General features: G+C 60.8%; 13 protein-coding genes. 11 read left to right on the top strand and 2 right to left on the bottom strand.

What is annotated here, in order from left to right; genetic code table 11:
* Positions 1-20 precede the first annotated feature (20 nt).
* From tssH to QAO71_RS06080, 10 genes are all read left to right on the top strand, one after another.
* Positions 21-2,627 (top strand): type VI secretion system ATPase TssH, encoded by a 2,607-nt coding sequence (gene tssH, locus QAO71_RS06125; RefSeq protein ID WP_136869358.1) that lies wholly within the window; start codon positions 21-23, stop codon positions 2,625-2,627.
* A 10-nt stretch (positions 2,628-2,637) separates the two neighbouring features.
* On the top strand, positions 2,638-4,173 hold the full coding sequence (locus QAO71_RS06120; protein WP_136869404.1) for a sigma 54-interacting transcriptional regulator: 1,536 nt from the start codon (positions 2,638-2,640) through the stop codon (positions 4,171-4,173).
* Between the two features lie 117 nt (positions 4,174-4,290).
* Positions 4,291-4,389: a hypothetical protein gene (locus QAO71_RS06115; RefSeq protein WP_235818281.1), complete on the top strand. Its 99-nt coding sequence runs from the start codon at positions 4,291-4,293 to the stop codon at positions 4,387-4,389.
* 18 nt (positions 4,390-4,407) lie between these two features.
* The gene (gene tagH / locus QAO71_RS06110; RefSeq protein WP_074780603.1) at positions 4,408-5,598 is read left to right on the top strand and encodes a type VI secretion system-associated FHA domain protein TagH; all 1,191 of its coding nucleotides are present in this window, start codon (positions 4,408-4,410) and stop codon (positions 5,596-5,598) included.
* 5 nt (positions 5,599-5,603) lie between these two features.
* Positions 5,604-6,071: a type VI secretion system lipoprotein TssJ gene (tssJ, locus tag QAO71_RS06105; protein ID WP_036991085.1), complete on the top strand. Its 468-nt coding sequence runs from the start codon at positions 5,604-5,606 to the stop codon at positions 6,069-6,071.
* A 2-nt stretch (positions 6,072-6,073) separates the two neighbouring features.
* Complete coding sequence (gene tssK, locus QAO71_RS06100; protein WP_280165498.1) at positions 6,074-7,405, top strand: type VI secretion system baseplate subunit TssK; 1,332 nt, start codon at positions 6,074-6,076, stop codon at positions 7,403-7,405.
* 1 nt (position 7,406) lies between these two features.
* Positions 7,407-8,294 (top strand): type IVB secretion system protein IcmH/DotU, encoded by an 888-nt coding sequence (gene icmH / locus QAO71_RS06095; RefSeq protein WP_280165497.1) that lies wholly within the window; start codon positions 7,407-7,409, stop codon positions 8,292-8,294.
* Positions 8,291-11,764, top strand: a complete 3,474-nt coding sequence (gene tssM / locus QAO71_RS06090) for a type VI secretion system membrane subunit TssM (RefSeq protein WP_280165496.1) — start codon at positions 8,291-8,293, stop codon at positions 11,762-11,764. The genes icmH and tssM overlap by 4 nt, the downstream gene beginning before the upstream one ends.
* A complete protein-coding gene (locus QAO71_RS06085) occupies positions 11,764-12,495 on the top strand; it encodes a protein phosphatase 2C domain-containing protein (RefSeq protein ID WP_136869354.1) in 732 nt (243 codons plus the stop codon). The genes tssM and QAO71_RS06085 overlap by 1 nt, the downstream gene beginning before the upstream one ends.
* Before the next feature lie 15 nt (positions 12,496-12,510).
* Entirely contained in the window at positions 12,511-13,509 is a 999-nt protein-coding gene (locus QAO71_RS06080; RefSeq protein ID WP_280165495.1) for a serine/threonine-protein kinase, read from the top strand.
* A gap of 309 nt (positions 13,510-13,818) precedes the next feature.
* Here the strand turns inward: QAO71_RS06080 and QAO71_RS06075 are convergent, their stop codons facing one another.
* Together QAO71_RS06075 and QAO71_RS06070 are read right to left on the bottom strand one after the other, a co-directional pair.
* The gene (locus QAO71_RS06075; protein WP_136869402.1) at positions 13,819-15,183 is read right to left on the bottom strand and encodes a DUF1329 domain-containing protein; all 1,365 of its coding nucleotides are present in this window, start codon (positions 15,181-15,183) and stop codon (positions 13,819-13,821) included.
* 25 nt (positions 15,184-15,208) lie between these two features.
* Positions 15,209-16,993 carry a DUF1302 domain-containing protein gene (locus QAO71_RS06070; protein ID WP_136869352.1) on the bottom strand — a complete coding sequence of 595 codons (1,785 nt, stop codon included), beginning with the start codon at positions 16,991-16,993 and terminating at the stop codon, positions 15,209-15,211.
* Positions 16,994-17,487: 494 nt separating this feature from the next.
* Here QAO71_RS06070 and QAO71_RS06065 point away from each other — a divergent pair, with 494 nt between their 5' ends.
* On the top strand, positions 17,488-18,525 hold the full coding sequence (locus QAO71_RS06065; RefSeq protein ID WP_051610970.1) for an AraC family transcriptional regulator: 1,038 nt from the start codon (positions 17,488-17,490) through the stop codon (positions 18,523-18,525).
* The last annotated feature ends 65 nt before the right edge of the window (positions 18,526-18,590 follow it).

The raw sequence follows: 18,590 nt of genomic DNA, 5'->3' as shown, positions 1-18,590 counted from the left end.
TTCAAAACTAAGGACGGATAATGATCAATCTGGATTTGCAACAACTGGTACAGGCACTCGACGCTGACAGCCGCCGCGACCTGGAAGCCGCCGCCGAACGCTGCGTCAGCCGGGGTGGCTCCAAGGTACTGATCGAAGACCTGCTCGATGGCCTGCTGAACCGTTCCGACAGCCTGCTGGTACGCGCATTGCAGGATGCCGGCAGCAGCGCCGATGAACTCGCGGCAGTACTGCAGCCCCGTCCGGAATCGGGCGCAACCAACAATCCGGTGTTCTCCACCGAGTTGGTGCAGTGGCTGCAGGATGCACTGCTGACGGCCTCGCTGGAACTCAAGCAAAGCCAGATCGACCAGGCGGCGCTGATTCTCGCTCTGCTGCGCAACCCGCTGCGTTATGCCGGAACCGCTTACATGGCGATCCTCGGCACCCTGAACGCCGAGCGCCTGGGTGAGTTCGCTCGCTCACAACAACCCGCTACCCCAGCGCCAGGTGGCACCGGGAACGGCGAATCAGCTCTGCAACGCTTCACCCATAACTTCACCCGCCAGGCCCGCGAGGGTCGGCTCGATCCGGTCCTCTGCCGCGATGCAGCCATCCGCCAGATGATCGATATCCTGGCTCGCCGCCGCAAGAACAACCCCATCGTGGTCGGCGAGGCCGGCGTCGGCAAGACCGCCATTGTCGAGGGGTTGGCACTGCGCATCGCCGAAGGCGAGGTGCCGCCAGTACTGCAGGATACCGAACTGCTGTGCCTGGATCTGGGGCTGCTGCAAGCCGGCGCCAGCATCAAGGGCGAGTTCGAGCGGCGGCTGCAGGCGGTGATTGACGAGGTCAAGGCATCGGAGCAGCCGATCATCCTGTTCATCGACGAGGCCCACACCCTGATCGGCGCTGGGGGGCAGGCGGGTGGCTCGGATGCGGCCAACCTGCTCAAACCCGCCCTCGCCCGTGGCGAGCTGCGCACCATCGCCGCCACCACCTGGAGCGAGTACAAGAAATACTTCGAGAAGGACCCGGCGCTGGCCAGACGATTCCAGCCGGTGCAGTTGCACGAGCCGACGGTCAGCGAGGCGATCACCATCCTGCGCGGACTGGCACCGGTCTACGAGCAGAGTCATGGGGTCTATCTACGCGATGATGCGGTGGTCGCGGCAGCAGAACTGTCGGCCCGCTATCTGGCCGGCCGCCAATTGCCCGACAAGGCGGTGGATGTGCTGGACACTGCCTGCGCGCGGGTGCGTATCAATCTGGCGGCGGCACCTGAAGCCATCGAAAGCCTGCGTCAGGAGCTGGCCGAGGGCGACCGCCAATGCGACGCCATGCGCCGCGATCAACAGGCCGGTCTGGCAATCGATACCGAGGCCCTGGATCATCTGGAGAACCGGCTGCTCAGCGCCCGCAGCGAACTGATCGATATGCAGCAACACTGGGAAGCGCAACGGGATCTGGCGCTGCGCCTGCTCGAACTGCGCAAGCAATGCGCCGCCGCGCGCCAGGCCAACGAGGCAACAAGCGCAGATTTGCCGGAAGCGGAGACAGAAAGCGCCGACCTCGAATCTCGGCTGCGCGCGACCCAGGCTGAACTTCATGCTGCACAGGCTGATGGCGTGCTGGTCAGCCATGAAGTCTGCCCGCGCCTGGTCGCCGAGGTCATCAGCCACTGGACTGGCATTCCGCTGGCCCAACTGGCGCGCCAGCATAACGCCAAGGTGGCGACTTTCAGCGACGATCTGCGTCAACGACTGCGCGGTCAAGAGCAGGCCGTCCAGGCGGTGAACCGCGCCATCCGCGCCGCCGCCGCCGGCATGACACCAGTGGATGCGCCCACCGGTGTCTTCCTGCTCGCCGGCCCCAGTGGCGTCGGCAAGACCGAGACGGCGCTGGCACTGGCCGACCTGCTGTACGGCGGCGAGCGTTTTCTCACCACTATCAACATGTCCGAATTCCAGGAAAAGCACAGTGTGTCCCGGCTGATCGGCGCTCCGCCCGGCTACGTTGGCTACGGCGAAGGGGGCATGCTGACCGAGGCGGTTCGGCAGAAGCCCTATTCGGTGATTCTGCTCGACGAGGTGGAGAAGGCCGACCCGGATGTGCTCAACATCTTCTACCAGATTTTCGATAAGGGCGTAGCCAATGACGGCGAAGGCCGGGAGATCAACTTCCGCAATACCCTGATTCTGCTCACCTCCAATCTGGCGTCGGAGGTTATCGTCGAGCTGTGCCGCAGCGGCGAACGTCCCACCGCCGAACAGCTGGAACAGGCCATCCGGCCGACGCTGAGCCGCCATTTCAAGCCGGCGCTGCTAGCCCGCATGAAGGTGGTGCCTTATTACCCCGTCGCTGGCGAAGTCCTGCAGGAACTGGTTGCGCTGAAGCTGGAGCGCTTCGCCGAGCGGCTGCAGCGTCGCCGCTTGAGCTTCAGTCATACACCGGAGCTGGCCGCCCATTTCGCCGACCTCTGCGGCGACAGTGAGATGGGCGCCCGCCTGATCGATCAACTGATCGACCGGCATCTGCAAGCCATGACCGTCGATCGTCTGCTGGATGCGATGGCCACTGGCGAGACCCTGCGGCAGGTACAGGCCACAGTCACTGACGAAGGGCGGGTTATCTGTGAATTCGCCTGAAGCACCGCTGATGTTCAGCCAGTTGCCGCAGCCATTGCGCTATGCCCAGGCACTGCTCGAACACTTCTCCCGGCTGGCAGGGCTGACCGACAGCCGCCGCCTGTGCCAGGGCCTGGTTGAGTCGGCCAGTCAGTTGACCGGCTGCGAACTGAGTCAGCTGTACCTGTTGGATGACACCCATACCCAACTGACCCTGGCGGCCGAATGGCATGAGAACAACTGGCAGATCCGGGAACAGGCCGGCTTGCCCAGCGACTATCACCGCGAACAGTTGCTGCAGTACTGCTTGTGCCAGAACCAGATATTGGCCATCGATACGCTCGACAGCAGCCTGCATGACACCGCTTTCCTGCCGGATAGTGCCACGCCGTGGCGCACCCTGCTGTGCCTGCCGCTGCTCTCCGAAGCCCGGCATGTACTCGGTGTATTGCTCACCGCCAGCACCCAGTCACTGCGCCTGGGCAACTTTGCCGACTCCCTGGGGTTGCTAGGCAACTTCACGGTGAGCCAGCTCGGTCTGCTGCAGCGGGTCGATACCGTGCCCGCCCCGGCCACGGCAGAGCCGGCACCGGATCGCCCCTGCCCCAGCGGCTACGGACTGATCGGTAACAGCCCGGCCATGCGCACGCTCTATCAGTTGCTCGGCAAGGTACTGCACAACCCCGTGAATGTGCTGCTGACCGGCGAAACCGGCACCGGCAAGGAGCTGGTGGCCCGCGCGATCCATGATTACGGTTTCCGGCGTACCCGCCCCTTCGTGGTACAGAACTGCGCTTCGCTGCCGGAGAATCTGCTGGAAAGCGAGATGTTCGGCTACCGCAAGGGCGCCTTCAGCGGCGCCGACCGGGATCATACCGGCCTGCTCGACGCTGCCGACACCGGCACCCTGTTCCTCGATGAAATTGGCGACATGCCGTTGAGCCTGCAGGCCAAGTTGCTGCGGGTGCTGCAGGAAGGCGAAGTGCGGCCACTGGGCAGCACCGACACACACAAGGTTGATGTCCGCATCATCGCTGCGACCCACCGTGACCTGAAGCTGCTGGTGGAAGCCGGCACCTTCCGTGAAGACCTCTACTACCGGCTGGCGCACTTCCCCATCGAGCTGCCGCCACTGCAGGAACGTGGCCAGGACATCCTGCAGCTGGCCCGGCATTTTGCCGAACAGGCCTGCGCCTTTCTCCAGCGTCCGCTCTGTCGCTGGTCGCAGGCCGCCGAGTCGCAGCTGCTCGGCTACCCCTTTCCCGGCAACGTGCGGGAACTCAAGGGGGTAGTCGAGCGAGCCATTCTGCTGTGCGACGGCAATGAGCTGCTACCCGAGCACTTCTCGCTGGAAGACGCCGCGGATACCAGTCGCAACCTGCGCGAGCGCCTGGAACAGGTTGAACGCAACCTGCTGATCGAATCACTGCGCCGCAACCAGGGCAACCAGACCAGTGCCGCCACCGAACTGGGATTGCCCCGCCGCACGCTGCTTTACCGCATGCAGCGCCTGAATATCTGTGCGGCGGACATCAGATCGCGGGAGAAAGCCGATGCCCGTCAATGACCGCCGCTTGAATTGCCCGGATAACCCAAGGAGTAGCAATAGATGATGTTCGGATCTTCCATTTCGACATGCGTGCAACAGTCCCGACGCCGCCGGCGTAGCCTGCTGCTACTGGCCATGACTCTGTGTCTGGCCGGCTGTGGTGCCAATTACAAGCTCAGCGACGGCGACTACCGTCCGCTGGGAGACCCCACCGCGGCCGAGCGCCGCCCGTAGCGCCAGGAGTACCTCACCATGGAATTGGTATTCGATGTGGTCAGCGCCCCGCAGCAGATGCCCGGTCTGGCCATCAGCAAGAGCTTCAAGCAGGCCGGCGGCATCATCGGCCGCGCCGACAGCTGTGACTGGGTGATCCCCGACACGCGGCGGGTCATCTCCGGCCAGCACGCACGTATCAGTCATCATGACGGTCATTTTTATCTGACCGACACCAGCAGCAATGGCATCGAGCTGACGGGCAGCGGCGAGCGACTGAACAAGGGCGAGCCCCAGCGCATCGAACATGGCAATGTGTACCGCCTTGGCGAGGTGGAGATCCGGGCACGGCTGATTCAGGACCCGTCGGTGTTCCTCGACCACGCCAGCGGCTCCCCCGGCGCGGACAATATCATCCCCGACGATGCCTTTCTCGACCTGGACCCGCTGAATGCGCTGGATCAGCAGGAGCGACTGTACAACGAGACCGATGAGCTGGCGATGCCCGGCCTGGCCCCTCAACGGCAGGCCCAGCAGGACTATGCACGTGTCGATATGGAAAGCCTGGCGGTGCCCGAGCTGGTCGCCCCACCGGCGCCCTCCGCCCCGGCGCCGGCCCCCGAGCAGGAACGCCAGCCGCCGCGTTTCTGGGAGCGTTTCGGCAGCGAACTGGGGATGGATCTGGAACAGCTGGATGATACGCAGCGCGAAGCGCTGGCGCTGCGTGTCGCCCGGCTGCTGAAGATCAGTGTGGGCAATCTGCAGCAGAGCCTGCGTACCCGCAGCGACCTGAAAAGCGAGATGCGCCTGGCCCAGACCACTGTGCAGACCGCTGGCAATAATCCACTCAAGCACAGCAGCGATGCCACCGCCGCGCTGACCATCCTGCTGCGCGACAGCGAGCCCGGCCAGTTGCCCGCGGAACAGGCGGTAAGCCGTGCGTTCCGGGATCTACAGGCTCATCAGGTGGCGCTGATCGCGGCCAGCCGTGCCGCCGTCAAGGGCATGCTGGAGCACCTGTCCCCCGAGCAGCTGACGCTGCGTTTCGAGCGGGAGAACAAGTCGCTGATCAGCACTGCAGGCGGTCGCTGGCGCGCTTATATGCGGCTGTACAACGCGCTGGAAGAAAACAATGAATGGAGCGAACGCCTGTTCGCCCGGGACTTTGCCACCGCCTACGAAGAACAGATTCGCCTTATCGCCACCCTCAACAATGACTTTCAAGGATGACTGCCATGCCGCGTCCCATGCTTTTGCTTGCTCTGTGCACCCTGCTCGCCCTGAGCGGCTGCTCGCCCTTTTCCAGCACCACCAAGCTGGACTTGACCCTCGAAGGCAGTCCCCGGTTGAACCCGGACATCAATGACCGCCCTTCACCGATCGTGGTCCGACTGATCGAACTGCGCAATCCAGTGGCCTTCGAGAACACCGAATTTTTCTCGCTGTATCAACGCCCCCGGGAAGTGCTCACGCCCGACCTGGTAAGCCAGGAAGAGCTCGAACTGCGCCCTGGTGATAAGCGCAGCTACAAACTGTCGACGCAACCCGAGAGCCGCTATATCGGCGTGCTCGCTGCCTATCGCAACCTGCCCGAGGCCAATTGGCGCTACGTGATCCCGCTCAAGCAGAAGAGCCACAACCAGGCCGAGCTGTATCTCGACGCGCGGGGCATCAGCACGCCTGCATCCGCCAGGGAAGACTGATCATGGCCACACGTAAAGTCATATGGCAGGAAGGCATGCTGCTGCGTCCGCAGCACTTCCAGCAGAACGACCGCTACTACGATTACCAGTTGAAGGCCCGGACCCAGCGGCAGACCAGTTGCAGCTGGGGATTCTTCCAGCTGGAGATCGATCACCAGTTTCTCACCACCGGCAAGCTGGTGATCAACCAGGCCAGCGGGATCCTGCCCGACGGTACCCTGTTCGAACTGGGTACCGAGCAGGAGCCCCTGGCGCTGGATATTCCACCCAACACCAGCAACACACCGGTCTATCTCACCCTGCCCCTGGTCAGTGGCAATCACATCGAGGCCCGGCGACCGGAGCAGAAAGACGTGCTCGCCCGTTACGTTGCGCGCCAGGCCGAGGTAGCCGACTCCAATGCAGGCGACAGCAGCTCGGCTCAGGTCAGCTGCGGCCAGCCGGATTTCCGGCTGCAGCTGGCAGATGGTGAAGAGAGTCAGGCCTGTGTGCAACTCAAACTGTGCCAGGTATTGGATACCACCCCCGACGGTGTGGTGAGCCTGGATCAGGATTACATCGCCACCCATCTGCACTTTCAGACCAGCCCCTTCCTCCAGTCCTGCGTCAAGGAAGTTGTCGGCATGCTCGCCCATCGAGGTGACATCCTGGCCGAGCGTGTGCGGGCAACCGGCAAGACCGGTGCCGCGGAAGTGGGCGACTTTCTGATGCTGCAATTGATCAACCGTGTGGAGCCGGTGCTGCGTCACTATCTGACCCAGGAACAAATCCATCCCGAGCAGATCTATCGCGATCTGCTGGCAATGCTCGGCGAGCTGTCGAGCTACTCCGGTGAGGCCCGCCGGCCGCGGCTGGAAGGCCGCTATCAGCACAGCGATCAGGGCACCAGCTTCCGCAAGTTGATGACCGCCATCCGCCAGGTGCTGTCCATGGTGCTGGAGCAGCACGCCATCGAGATGGCCCTGCAGCAGCGCCAGTACGGTATCCAGGTGTCGCCGTTGAATGATCACAAGCTGCTCGGCAATGCCTCCTTCGTACTCGCCGCCAGTGCCCATTGCGACTCAGAGGAACTGCGCCAACGCCTGCCCGCCCACCTCAAGATCGGTCCGGTGGAACGCATCCGTCAATTGGTCAACCTGCATCTGCCCGGCATCCGCATTCGGCCCATGCCAGTAGCGCCACGGCAGATCCCCTTCCATTCGGGCAAAACCTATTTCGCGCTGGAACTCAGCTCCGAAGACCTGGCACAGCTGGAACGTTCAGGCGGTTTCGCCTTCCACGTTTCCGGCGAATTCCCCGGGTTGGAAATGATGTTCTGGGCCATCAGGAGCTGACATGACAATCAGGGAACTACATCACGGCCAGGATGACCAGACCGTCATCCTCCACCGCGGCAACGAAGCGCCGGCACAGACTGCGCTGACCGACTTCACCCCACCGGCGAAGTTCGAGCAACTGGATGAGCGCATGATCTATGCGGCGCGGGTACGCCCCGCCGAAAGCTTCAATCTCAGCCTGAACCCGCTCACTGGTGCAGCGGCGACGCTGCTGTCCGAAGTGGTGCGGCTCAAGCACAGCCATACCACCGAGGACCTGCCGCACCTGCGCGAGCGGCTGATTACCGAGATCAAGCTGTTCGAGCACCGCACCCTGCAGGAAGGCATGGAAAGCAGCCAGGTAATGGCTGCTCGCTACGTTATCTGCACCACCCTTGACGAGGCGGTGGTCACCACCCCCTGGGGCAATGAAAGCGAATGGTCACAGATGAGCCTGCTCAGCAGCTTCCATAACGAGACCTTCGGTGGCGAGAAGTTCTTCCTGCTACTCGAGCGTCTGTCACGCAATCCGGTGAAACACCTGGCCATGCTGGAGTTGATGTACCTGTGCCTGTCCCTGGGCTTCGAAGGCAAGTATCGCGTGCTGCCGCGCGGCATGCAGGAACTGGAATTGATCCGCGACAGCCTGTTCCGCCAGATCCGCCAGCTGCGGGGCGACATCCCGCGAGACATTTCTCCCCACTGGGAAGGTTTGCAGCACAAGGGTGGCCAGTTGATCCGGATCATCCCCGGCTGGCTGGTGGCGTTGTCCACGGCAATCTGCCTGGCAGTGATGTACGGCGGATTCAGTTGGGTCCTCAGTGAACAGCGCGCCAGCGTACTGCAGCCCTGGATCAGCCAGGCTCCGGTTGAAAGCTCATTGTCATCCAGGGAAGACGGCCAATGAATATCAGATCTGTTTTGTATCGCGCTCTCGCATTGTTTCGCCAGGGCTGGGCCTTGAGCCTGTGCGTCGTGCTGGCATTGGCTGTGCTGGTCTGGTTCAGCGGCCCGTTGCTGGCCATCAATGACCGCAAGATCCTCGCCCCGGTCGCCAACCGCCTGCTGCTTATCAGCCTCATCGTCCTCATCTGGGGCTTGTGCATGGCTTTCGTCCATTGGCGCAACGGCAAGCAGAAGAAGGCCGAGGAGGACGACGAACAGGCGCAGGAACGTCTGCGCCGCGAAGGCATCATCGTCGAAGAGCAGTACGAGCTGCACAACCGCTATCGCAACGCCGTCCGCACCCTGCGCCGCTCCAGTTTCTACCGCGGACGCAGCGAGCGCTGGCGCAGTGAGCTGCCCTGGTACCTGTTGATCGGCCCCCAGGGCAGCGGCAAGACCAGCCTGCTGGATTTTTCCGGCATCGAGTTCCCGCTGAACAAGAGCGAAAAGGGACGCATGACCCGGGATATTTCCCCGACTCGCCATGCCGACTGGTATTTCGCCGAGCATGCGGTGCTGATCGATACCGCTGGCCGTTATCTCACCCAGCCGGACAACCAGATCGACGGCCTGGCCTGGCAGACCCTGTTGACCCTGCTGCGTCGCCGCCGGCCGCGCCCGCTCAATGGCGTGCTGGTGAACGTGCCCATGGATCAGCTACTTGGCCAGAACGAGCTGGGTCTGGAAACCCTGGCCCGGCAGACCCGCCAACGGCTGCTGGAGATCAACCAGAAGCTGGGCATGGACGTGCCTGTTTATCTGGTGCTGAGCAAGGCCGATGAACTGCTCGGCTTCGATGAGTACTTCGATCAGCTGGCGCGCGATGAAGCCGATCAGGTACTGGGCGCGACCTTCGGGGAGGGCCAGGACAGCACCAGTATTCAGGTTGTTCGCGAGGAGTTCGAGGAACTGTTGCGCCGACTCAACAGCCAGGTCATCTCCCGCCTGCATCAAGAGCGCGACACCCAGCGCCGCGGCCGCATCCTGGACTTTCCCCATCAGTTGGGCCAGATCGGCGAGCGTCTCGGTCTGTTCATCGAACTGGCCTTCTCCGGCAATCGCTACCAGCAGGCAACGCAGCTGCGCGGGTTCTATCTGACCAGCGCACCGCACCTGCAGAGCCAGGTCGACCCGCTGACTGCCAGCATCGGTCAGAACCTGTCGCCATTGGCCAGCGAGTTGCCGTCGTTGCGCAGCGGCCAGGCGCGCTTCATTCAGCATCTGCTCAGTCGGGTGGTGTTTCCTGAATCCGAGCTGGCCGGGCTGGATCAGCGCGAGGTGAAACGCATCAACTGGCGTCAGCGTAGCATGTATGCCTGCGCCGTCGTCTGTCTGATGGCGCTGGGCATTACCTGGACCAGCGGCTTCTCCAACAACCATGACCGCCTCGAACGGCTGCGGGAAATGGGCCGCGAACTCGGCCAGGAACGCCACGGTATCGAGTCACGGGATGACGCGCGGGATATTCTCGGCGTGCTCGATGCCAGCTATGCGGCCAGTCAGTTGTTCCCACCGGCGGACCAGGTTGCCTGGCGCCATCGCGGCGGGCTGTATCAGGGTGAGAAGGTAGAATCGACGCTGTACCAGGCCTACCGCCGGGATCTGGAAACCTTACTGCTGCCGCGGGTCGGCCAGCAGCTGGAACGGCAGATTCGCTACAGCATGAACAACCGCGAACGCCTGCTGGATAACCTGCGTGCCTATCTGATGCTCAACCTGGAAAGGCGCCGGGATGCCACTTGGTTGCAGAACTGGATGGCCGCCGACTGGTCACGTTTGTACCCCGGCAACAATCGCGTCCAGGAAGGGCTGAATAACCACTTCCGCCGCCTGCTGGACGAGTCGTTCTCGCCCTACCGGCTCAATGGCCGTCTGGTTGCCGAAGCGCGACTGCAACTGCGTAGCGAATCCCTGGCCAGCATTCTGTACCGCAGCCTGGGCGAACAGGCCGAGAGTCTGCCGGAGTACCGTCTGGCCCACCATCTGGGTCCCAACGCCACACTGGTCACCGGCAGCAACTACGGCATTCCCGGTTTCTACACCCGCAAGGGCTACCAGAAGATGTTCGCCGACCGTGGCGCAGGATTGGTGGGCAATATTCTCAAGGACAACTGGGTACTCGGCGAGAATGACAAACTCAGCAGCAAGGACATGGAGCGGCTGCAGGCGGAAATGGAACAGCTGTATTTTCAGGATTATGCCAACTACTGGTCCGAGGCGTTGTCACTGCTGAAATCCGAACCGCTGATCAATGCCAATCAAGCAGCGCAGCAACTGGCCGGCCTTACCACCTCCAGCTCTCCGTTGCTGCGCTTGCTTACCGAGGTGCGTGATAACACCCGGTTCACAATGGTCGAGCCACCCGTCGATGGCCTGCCGGATACGGATAGTCTGTCGGTAGTCGGCCCCGCGACCAACAATGCTCGGCAACTATTGGAGCGCCGCTTTGAGCCGCTGCATCGCCTGCTCAACGAGCAGGGTGCCGCCAGCCCCGAACTGGCCACCGCCATGCAGGCCCTCAACGGTCTGCAGCAGCAATTGTCCGGATTGGCCCATGCCAGCTCACCGCAGCAGGCCGCCTTCGAGATGGCCAAGGTACGCATGACCGGTCGCCAGGATGCAATCAACCAGGTACGCGCCAATGCCGATCTGTTGCCCCAGCCGATCGGCAACTGGTTCAGCAGCATGGCGGCAGAAAGCTGGATGCTGGTGCTGGATGATGCTTACCGGTACATCGCCGAGCGCTATCGCAGCGAGTTCTATGCGCCCTACCGGGCCTCCCTGCACCAGCGCTACCCCTTCCTCGCCAACACTGAAAGCGAAGTGGCTCTGACCGATTTCCGTGAATTTTTCAAGGTCCATGGCGTGGCGGACAACTTCTTCGATAACTACTTGCGTCCCTTCGTCAGTGGCAGCGCCAACCGCTACCACCTGCGCCGGGTCGATGGGCGCGGCCTGCCGTTGTCCAGTCAGTTCCTGGCGCAGATGAGCCGTATTCAAACCATTCGCAAAAGCTTCTTCAGTGAAAGCCCCGACGAGCCGCAGATCCTGTTCAAACTGGAACCTTACTCGCTGGATTCCAGCCTCGGTCGCGCGAGTTTCCGCTTCGGCGACCAGAATATGGAGTATCGCCATGGCCCCATCGTGCAGACCCCGTTCCGTTGGCCGGCAACGGCGGAAGATGGTCGCATCACGCTGACCGTGGAGGATCTGGGTGGCAAGCGCACCAGTATCGAACAGAACTCCGGCGCCTGGTCGCTGTTCCGCCTGCTGGATCAGATGGAAGTCGCCCATCACAATGACCGCGATGTATTGCTGGTCAAGGCCAGTCTGGGCGGCATGCGAGCGAACTACCTGCTGCACAGCCAGCGCTCACCCAACCCATTCGATATCAGTCTGATGCGCGGCTTCAGTCTGCCGGCGAAACTGTAATGGCAGCGACGTCAGGCAGCTGGCGCTGCGCCGCCCGCACCGATACCGGCAAGGTGCGGGCGCGCAACGAGGATGCCTTTCTCGCCCTCCCCGAGCTGGGTCTGTGGATTGTCGCTGATGGCATGGGTGGCCACCAGAACGGCGACCTGGCCAGCCGCCTGATCGTCGAGCGACTGGCCGAGCTGCCGGATTTCCTCGACCTGGATCAGCAGGTCGACTGGCTACGCTCGACGCTGCATAGTTTGAACCGGCATCTGGCCCTGGACCTGACAGTACATGCTGATCAACCCGAGACCATCGTCGGCAGCACCGTGGTTGCGCTGCTAGCCCGTGGCGATCAGGCCTGCTGTCTCTGGGCGGGCGACAGCCGTTGCTATATGTGGCGTGGTGGGCGGCTGTTTCAGCTTTCCCACGATCACTCGTTCATGGAGGAGCTCATCCGCGATCAGCGGATGAGCCCAGCCGAGGCGGCGCGACACCCGTCAGCGCGTGCGCTGACCCGAGCTATTGGCGCCCATGAAAAACTCGATCTGGACATGATCCGCTTCACCGTCTATCCGGGCGACACCCTGCTGCTGTGCAGCGATGGGCTTTACCAGAGCCTGCTGCCCGACGCCATCGGTGCAGCCATGGACCTTCCCTCCCCCTCATTGGCGCTCCAGAGACTGTTCAACCAGTGCCTGGCCGGGCCGGCGCGGGACAACATCAGTGCCGTGGTAATTCGCCGCTGAGACATGGATTCCGAGATGACGACTACAGAGAACGAAATACCCTCTTCCAAACTCACCCGTCTCGCCCGCGCCGAGGTTGAATCGCCAACGCCGCCGAAAGCCGCAGGTGGCAACGCCGATGTGCTGCCCCAGGTATTGTGCAAACGCTATCGTATCGAACGCCTGCTGGGTGTGGGTGGCATGGGGGCCGTCTATAGAGCCAAGGACCTGCTGCGCGCCCATTTCGGCGATCCCGAACCCTGGGTGGCGTTGAAGGCGCTGAATGAAAGCTTTCTGGAATATCCCGACGCCAACGCCCTGCTCTACAGCGAGTACGCCCTGACCAACCGCCTGCACCACGCCAATATCGTACGGCTGCATGACTTCGCCATCGACCGTCCGAGCCAGCGCGCCTTCATCACCATGGAATTGCTCAAGGGCCCGACGCTGGATCAATTGATCGAGGCACACCCCGCTGGCCTGCCCTGGCAAGAATTGCAGGACATCGCCATCCCTCTGTTACAGGCGCTGGTCTGTTCCCACAGCCATGGGGTGCTGCATGGCGATCTCAAGCCGAGCAACGTCATTCTCACGGAAGATGGGGTGCGCCTGTTCGATTTTGGCCTGGGACAGGCCATGGACGGGTTGCTGCCAGGGTTACCGCGCCTCAGCCGCAAGCGTATCGCCGCCTGGACCCCTCGCTACGCGGCACTGGAGCTGATCAATGGCGAACCACTGACCGCCTCGGCGGACGTCTACGCCATGGCATGCATACTCTATGAATTGAGTGGCGGGCTGCACCCGTTCAGCCGGCTGACCGCGCAGCAGGCCAAAGACATGCAGCAGGACCAGTCATTGCAACGGCCAGCCAATCTGCCCGCCCACTGCTGGCCCGCCCTGCGCAACGCCCTGTCCTTCGACCGGCAGCTGCGCACCATGGATGCTGCAGGTTTGCTTGAGGTATTCAGCGCCGCGAGCCCGAACCGGTTCGTAACCATGCTGCGGACCTGCCTGCCTGTCCGCAGCCGTGGATAGATCCGGCGCGCACCGGCGCTTCGAGGGTTAGCGGAACCCGAGGAACGACAGGATAGCCAAGACAATTACCACAGCGCCGACGATGTAAACGATATTATTCATGGGATTACCTCTTGTTGGTGAAGAGCTGAACCACAATGTTCCGCGGTCCCAACGTAACGAAGAGGCTTCTGCTTGCCAAAAACCCCTCCCGCTGTGGTTTTGGACAGCACCGTTTCCGGAAAAGTTTGGTGCAAATTCCCGTTGGGACTTGCATGAAAAAAGGGAGCCCGAGGGCTCCCTTTTTCAATCACCGAAAGTGATCAGTTATTAACGAACACCCGAGGAGCGCAGGGCTGCCGGAGTGAATTCGTTATACGAAGGCGTCATACCGAACTTGGGTGCGGAGGACTCTTCGTTGTACATGCCCAGAGCGATATAACGGCCTGCCAGCAGGTCGTACAGGGTCTCGGTGCTGTAACCCGGCAGCTGTTCGCTGTAAGCGTGGGCCAGATGGCCTTCGGCTACACGCCACAGAGTGCCGCGACCATCGTAATGGTCAGCCAGGTTCAGCATCCAGGAGTCTTCATCGAAGAAGAAGTTACGCTGGGCGTAGATGTGACGCTGACCGTCTTTCACGTTGCCCTGAACTTCCCACACACGGTGCAGCTCGAAGCGGGTGTGTTCCGGGTTGATGTGACCGGCCTGCAGGATGTCACTGTACTTCAGCTTCGGATCAGACAGCTTGTAGCTGTTATACGGTACGTAGATTTCCTTCTTGCCGACCAGCTCCCAGTTGTAGCGATCCGGCGCGCCACTGAACATGGAGAAGTTGTCGGTGGTACGCATACCGTCAGAAGCGGTACCCGGGCCGTCATAGGCTACCTGGGGAGCACGGCGCACACGACGTTGACCGGCGTTGTAGACCCACGCCATGCGCGGCTCTTTCAACTGATCCAGAGTGTCGTGAACCAGCAGCACGTTACCGGCCAGACGCGCTGGAGCGTTCACCCGCTGCTTGAAATAGACCAGGACGTTGGCGGCCTTTTCCAGATCCACGTCAGGCATGAACTGCGGATAGGCAACATCTTCCTCGAACTTGATCAAGGTATAGGAGCCATTGGTCTGCGGCATCGCCTGTACGTAGGAACGGTGAACGTTCTTGCGATAGCGGGTCAGATGGTTCCATACCACTTCGCCGCCGGCCTTAGGGATCGGGAAAGCAAAGCTGCCATGGGTAAAGTTGTCGATACCGTCACCGCCATTAACCAGCTTGGCCTGACCAGCGGTCTGCTTGATCTGGTCATACACTGACTGCGGCAGGCCAACGCTACGATGGCTCTGGTATACCGGCATGCGGAAGGTTTCCGGGTAGCGCTCGAACATGGCGATCTGACCGGGGGTCAGGTTGTCCTTGTGCTCCTGGTAGTTCTGGGCGGTGATGACAAACTCGGGCTGCTCGTTCTCATAGGGGTTTTCCCAGAAGCCGCGCTCGATCTGCTTGCCAGCATCTTTGGCCAGGCCGCCGGTCCACTCGGGAATGGTGCCTGCCGCGTTACCGGCCTTTTCCGCACCGACTGGCGTCAGGGTGTTACCCAACTGATCGATTTCTGCCTGGGTCAGGCTCTGAGCCATCACGCCAGTGGCGATCATGCTCAAGGCAAGACCACATGCACCCAATACTGCTTTTTGCATACGCATATTATTTTTCTCCAAAACCTTAGAAGCTTACGCCGAAGCTGACTGCGGCGAAGTCGCGGTCGACCAGAGTGTTGTACTTGCCATCAAAGAAGTTGGTGTAGCTCAGGCTGGCGTTGTACTTGTTGGCATAGTCGGCATTCACCCCGAGGCTGACCGACTTGGCGTTCTCCACGAAGTTCGGGCTGTAACCCTCAACGTCGTGCGACCAGGCGATGTTCGGGCTCAGGTTGATACCGGCAATCACGTTGCTGTAGTCCAGGGAGGCACGCAGACGGTAGCCCCAGGAGAAGTCGGTATAGAAACCATCGTTCTCGCACCAGCTCGCACCGTGCGGGTTATCTGCAACATTGGAATCGCAGCTACCATCGGCGTAGGGGCTTTGACCAAACAGCGAGTCGCGACCGAACTTGGTTTCCCCGTTGCCGCTACCGATGCCACTGATATAGTTCGCACCGACCTCACCGATCAATGCCAGGCGGCTCGCACCCATAACGCGATCAATAAAATGGACCGCGCTCATGGACGCCTGCCAGAACTCCTTGCGCTCATAGCCTTGGAGATAATCGCCGACCTGAACCTCGCCGGGCTGGTAGCGGTGCGTATTATCAGCAGCGCCAGCCCCTAAATACAATGCAGCGCGACTCATGTCTCCAGTATTGATCTGCAGCGGCATATTCGGACGATAGCTGATCTCACCAGCTACAGACATACCGCCAATGTCGGTACCAAAGCTGATGCCATACAGACGAATGTCTTCCGGATATTCAAAGAAATAGCCAGCACCGCCGGCGCCGCCATCATAACCTGGTGTTGGGGCTTGGCCAGCCAACAGACCACCTACCTCGTTTGAGTATACGGGGCCTCGGCTATGGTAATTCATTGCGTAGAAGCCGAACTCAGTGTTGTTCAACTCTGGCACAAACCAGCGGAACGCCACCCCGAACTGGCCGCTATCACTGGCGTCTTTATCTTTCTGGGTACGGGCGATATAGAAAGGAGCTTGAGCCTCCCCCTGTGGGAAATCTACACCATTAAAGATCAACCGGTCGGTGCAACCACGCGCCGCCACGTCAGTAGTGGAGAAGAACGTACCGCAGTTATCCGCAACAGTGCCATGCCACTTGAGCTGGTAGAAGGCTTCCATGCTCAGGTTTTCAGTCAGGCCCTGGGAAATGTACAGCATCTCGACCGGCAGCAGACCTTCCTTCAGCTCGGCGCCGGGACGGCGGAAAGCGGAGGCATCGATGGGGTTGATGGCGTTGATACCGTTCTGGATGAAGACACCTTCACCCCAGCTGACCACCTGACGGCCCAGACGGACGTTGCCAGGGTTATTGCCAATGGCGTAGTTGTGATAAACGAACGCGTCCAGCAGTTGGATACCCGCGCCTTTCTGCAGCGGATGACGGCCGGAATCATCGATATCGTAGAAATCCTGGCTGCCGTCTTTGGTTTCAAAGTCGTACCAGTAATTGCCACGAATGAAGGCACCCGAGTCCCCGTAGCGCAGCTCGAGATCATGGGAGCCCTTGAAAATTTTGGAGAAAACATCGCCTTTGTCGTAGTTCAGGCGACCATCATCGGAGGTACGTGCTGCAGCTTCACCACCTTCACTGCGCAGATAATACAGGCGCTTGTCCCGGCCAGCGGTAGACATGCTCGCCCCGATCGACAGCTGCGAATCCAGCTGAGCCTCGACTTCCCCGATGTTGAAACTGACTGCGTTTGCAGAACCTGAAAAACTGGCCAATCCGATAGCCAGGGGCAAGGCCGCGAGCGACCAAGCATGCATTTTTTTTGTCATTGTGCTGCTCCGTTTGGGTGACATGAACCTGTGTATCAAAGAGACACGTTCAGGACATTTCCGAGTCTGTCACGAGCACCACAGAAAGAACCTGTCTTGGATGGCCAAATCATTTGTCCTAAGCGGCCATTCATCAAACAAATCTGACCAATCAGCCATTTCAAACCAGCTTGACTCCAATGGAGCATCCCCACGCAACAAAATTGCAAGTCAAACGAATGTTTGATAGAAAGAGAGCTCTGGACAAGGAGTTCAGCAGCCATACCGGCATCGCGGCAGGAAATGAATACAAGGCGGGTTTTCGCAAAGGAGCCAAAAAGCGCTCTTCACCCTAACAGGTGATCGCTCATAGCCCTTTGCCATGCTATTCATTTTCAAGTTTCGCCACGCGAAATACGATTTCAGTCGAAAACGGGTTGTCAGCAGCGTTGCAGTTTAACATCAATGAGACAGAGTATTGATGTGTTCACATCCCAAGCATTAGAGGGAGTAGTATGCCGGGAAGCCTGAATGAGCAGTCGAAACCACGTGTCCGGGAGCATGGTTTCTGGGTCTCCGTGATCGAACGCGCGCTGGGGCATTATGGCGTGGGGTTGGCACAATCGAGTCTTGCGTACAACCTGACCAATGGCAGTCGGCCCGATACCCCCTTCATTGAGCAGGCCAGCTGCAACCTGGTGTGGGCAGAAGCCAGCCGTCTAGCTGATGATGACCTGTTCGGCCTGCGGCTCCAGCGATTGTTCACTCCCACCGTATTCAACTTGCTCAACCTGTCAGCCAGCGCGTGCGGCAGTGTCGCTGCGGCCCTGGGGCATCTGATTCGATTCTTTCCAATCATCAGTAGCCAGGTGCGCCTGGAGCTGCAACGCGACGCCGACGAATCCTGGCTGCTGATCCTTCCGGTTGGTAAACCCCATACCCAACAACTCGAAGCCATGCTCGGTTATCTCGGCCATCTGTTGCAGCAGCTCGATCCCGGCAGCGACGGTCTGCTCAAAGGCGCCAGCTTATACCGGCCGAACCTGGATCTCGACCATTGCCGGCGTCTGCTGGGTTGCGAAGAGATTCATAACAGTGAGGTATACGGCCTGGCCATGCCCCAGGCGCTACTGGAAAAACCTCTGCCCAGTGCCGATCCTTTTATCGCCACCCGTTTGACCGAAACCCTGCAAGATATGCTTGCCAATCTGCCCTCTCCTGATCTGGCCGAACAGGTCAAACGCCGGGTTCAGCTGCTGCTGGGTTCCGGTGATATCTCGGTAGAGCGCATCGCCGGCCCGATGAATATCAGCCCACGCCATCTGCGGCGCAAATTGAGCCAGGAAGGAACGTCTTACGAGCAGCTGGTAGATGAAGTACGCCGAGAAACCGCCATGCGCATGATTGGTGAGGGTCAGCTTTCACTGACCAGTATTGCCTACGAGCTGGGTTTTCTCGATCCAAGCAGCTTCACTCGAGCCTTTCGCCGCTGGACAGACATGAGTCCCACCAACTTTCGGCAACGGGTTACCGAGTCGTCGACTGGACGCTGAGTGGGGCCACCGAGCGGCAATAGCGCTTTGTCTCCCATATTCCTCCCCCCTGATGTACTCGCTTG

Source organism: Halopseudomonas sp. SMJS2, assembly GCF_029866945.1.
GTDB classification, from domain to species: Bacteria; Pseudomonadota; Gammaproteobacteria; order Pseudomonadales; family Pseudomonadaceae; genus Halopseudomonas; species Halopseudomonas bauzanensis.
This window is presented reverse-complemented; position numbering and strand designations above follow the sequence as displayed.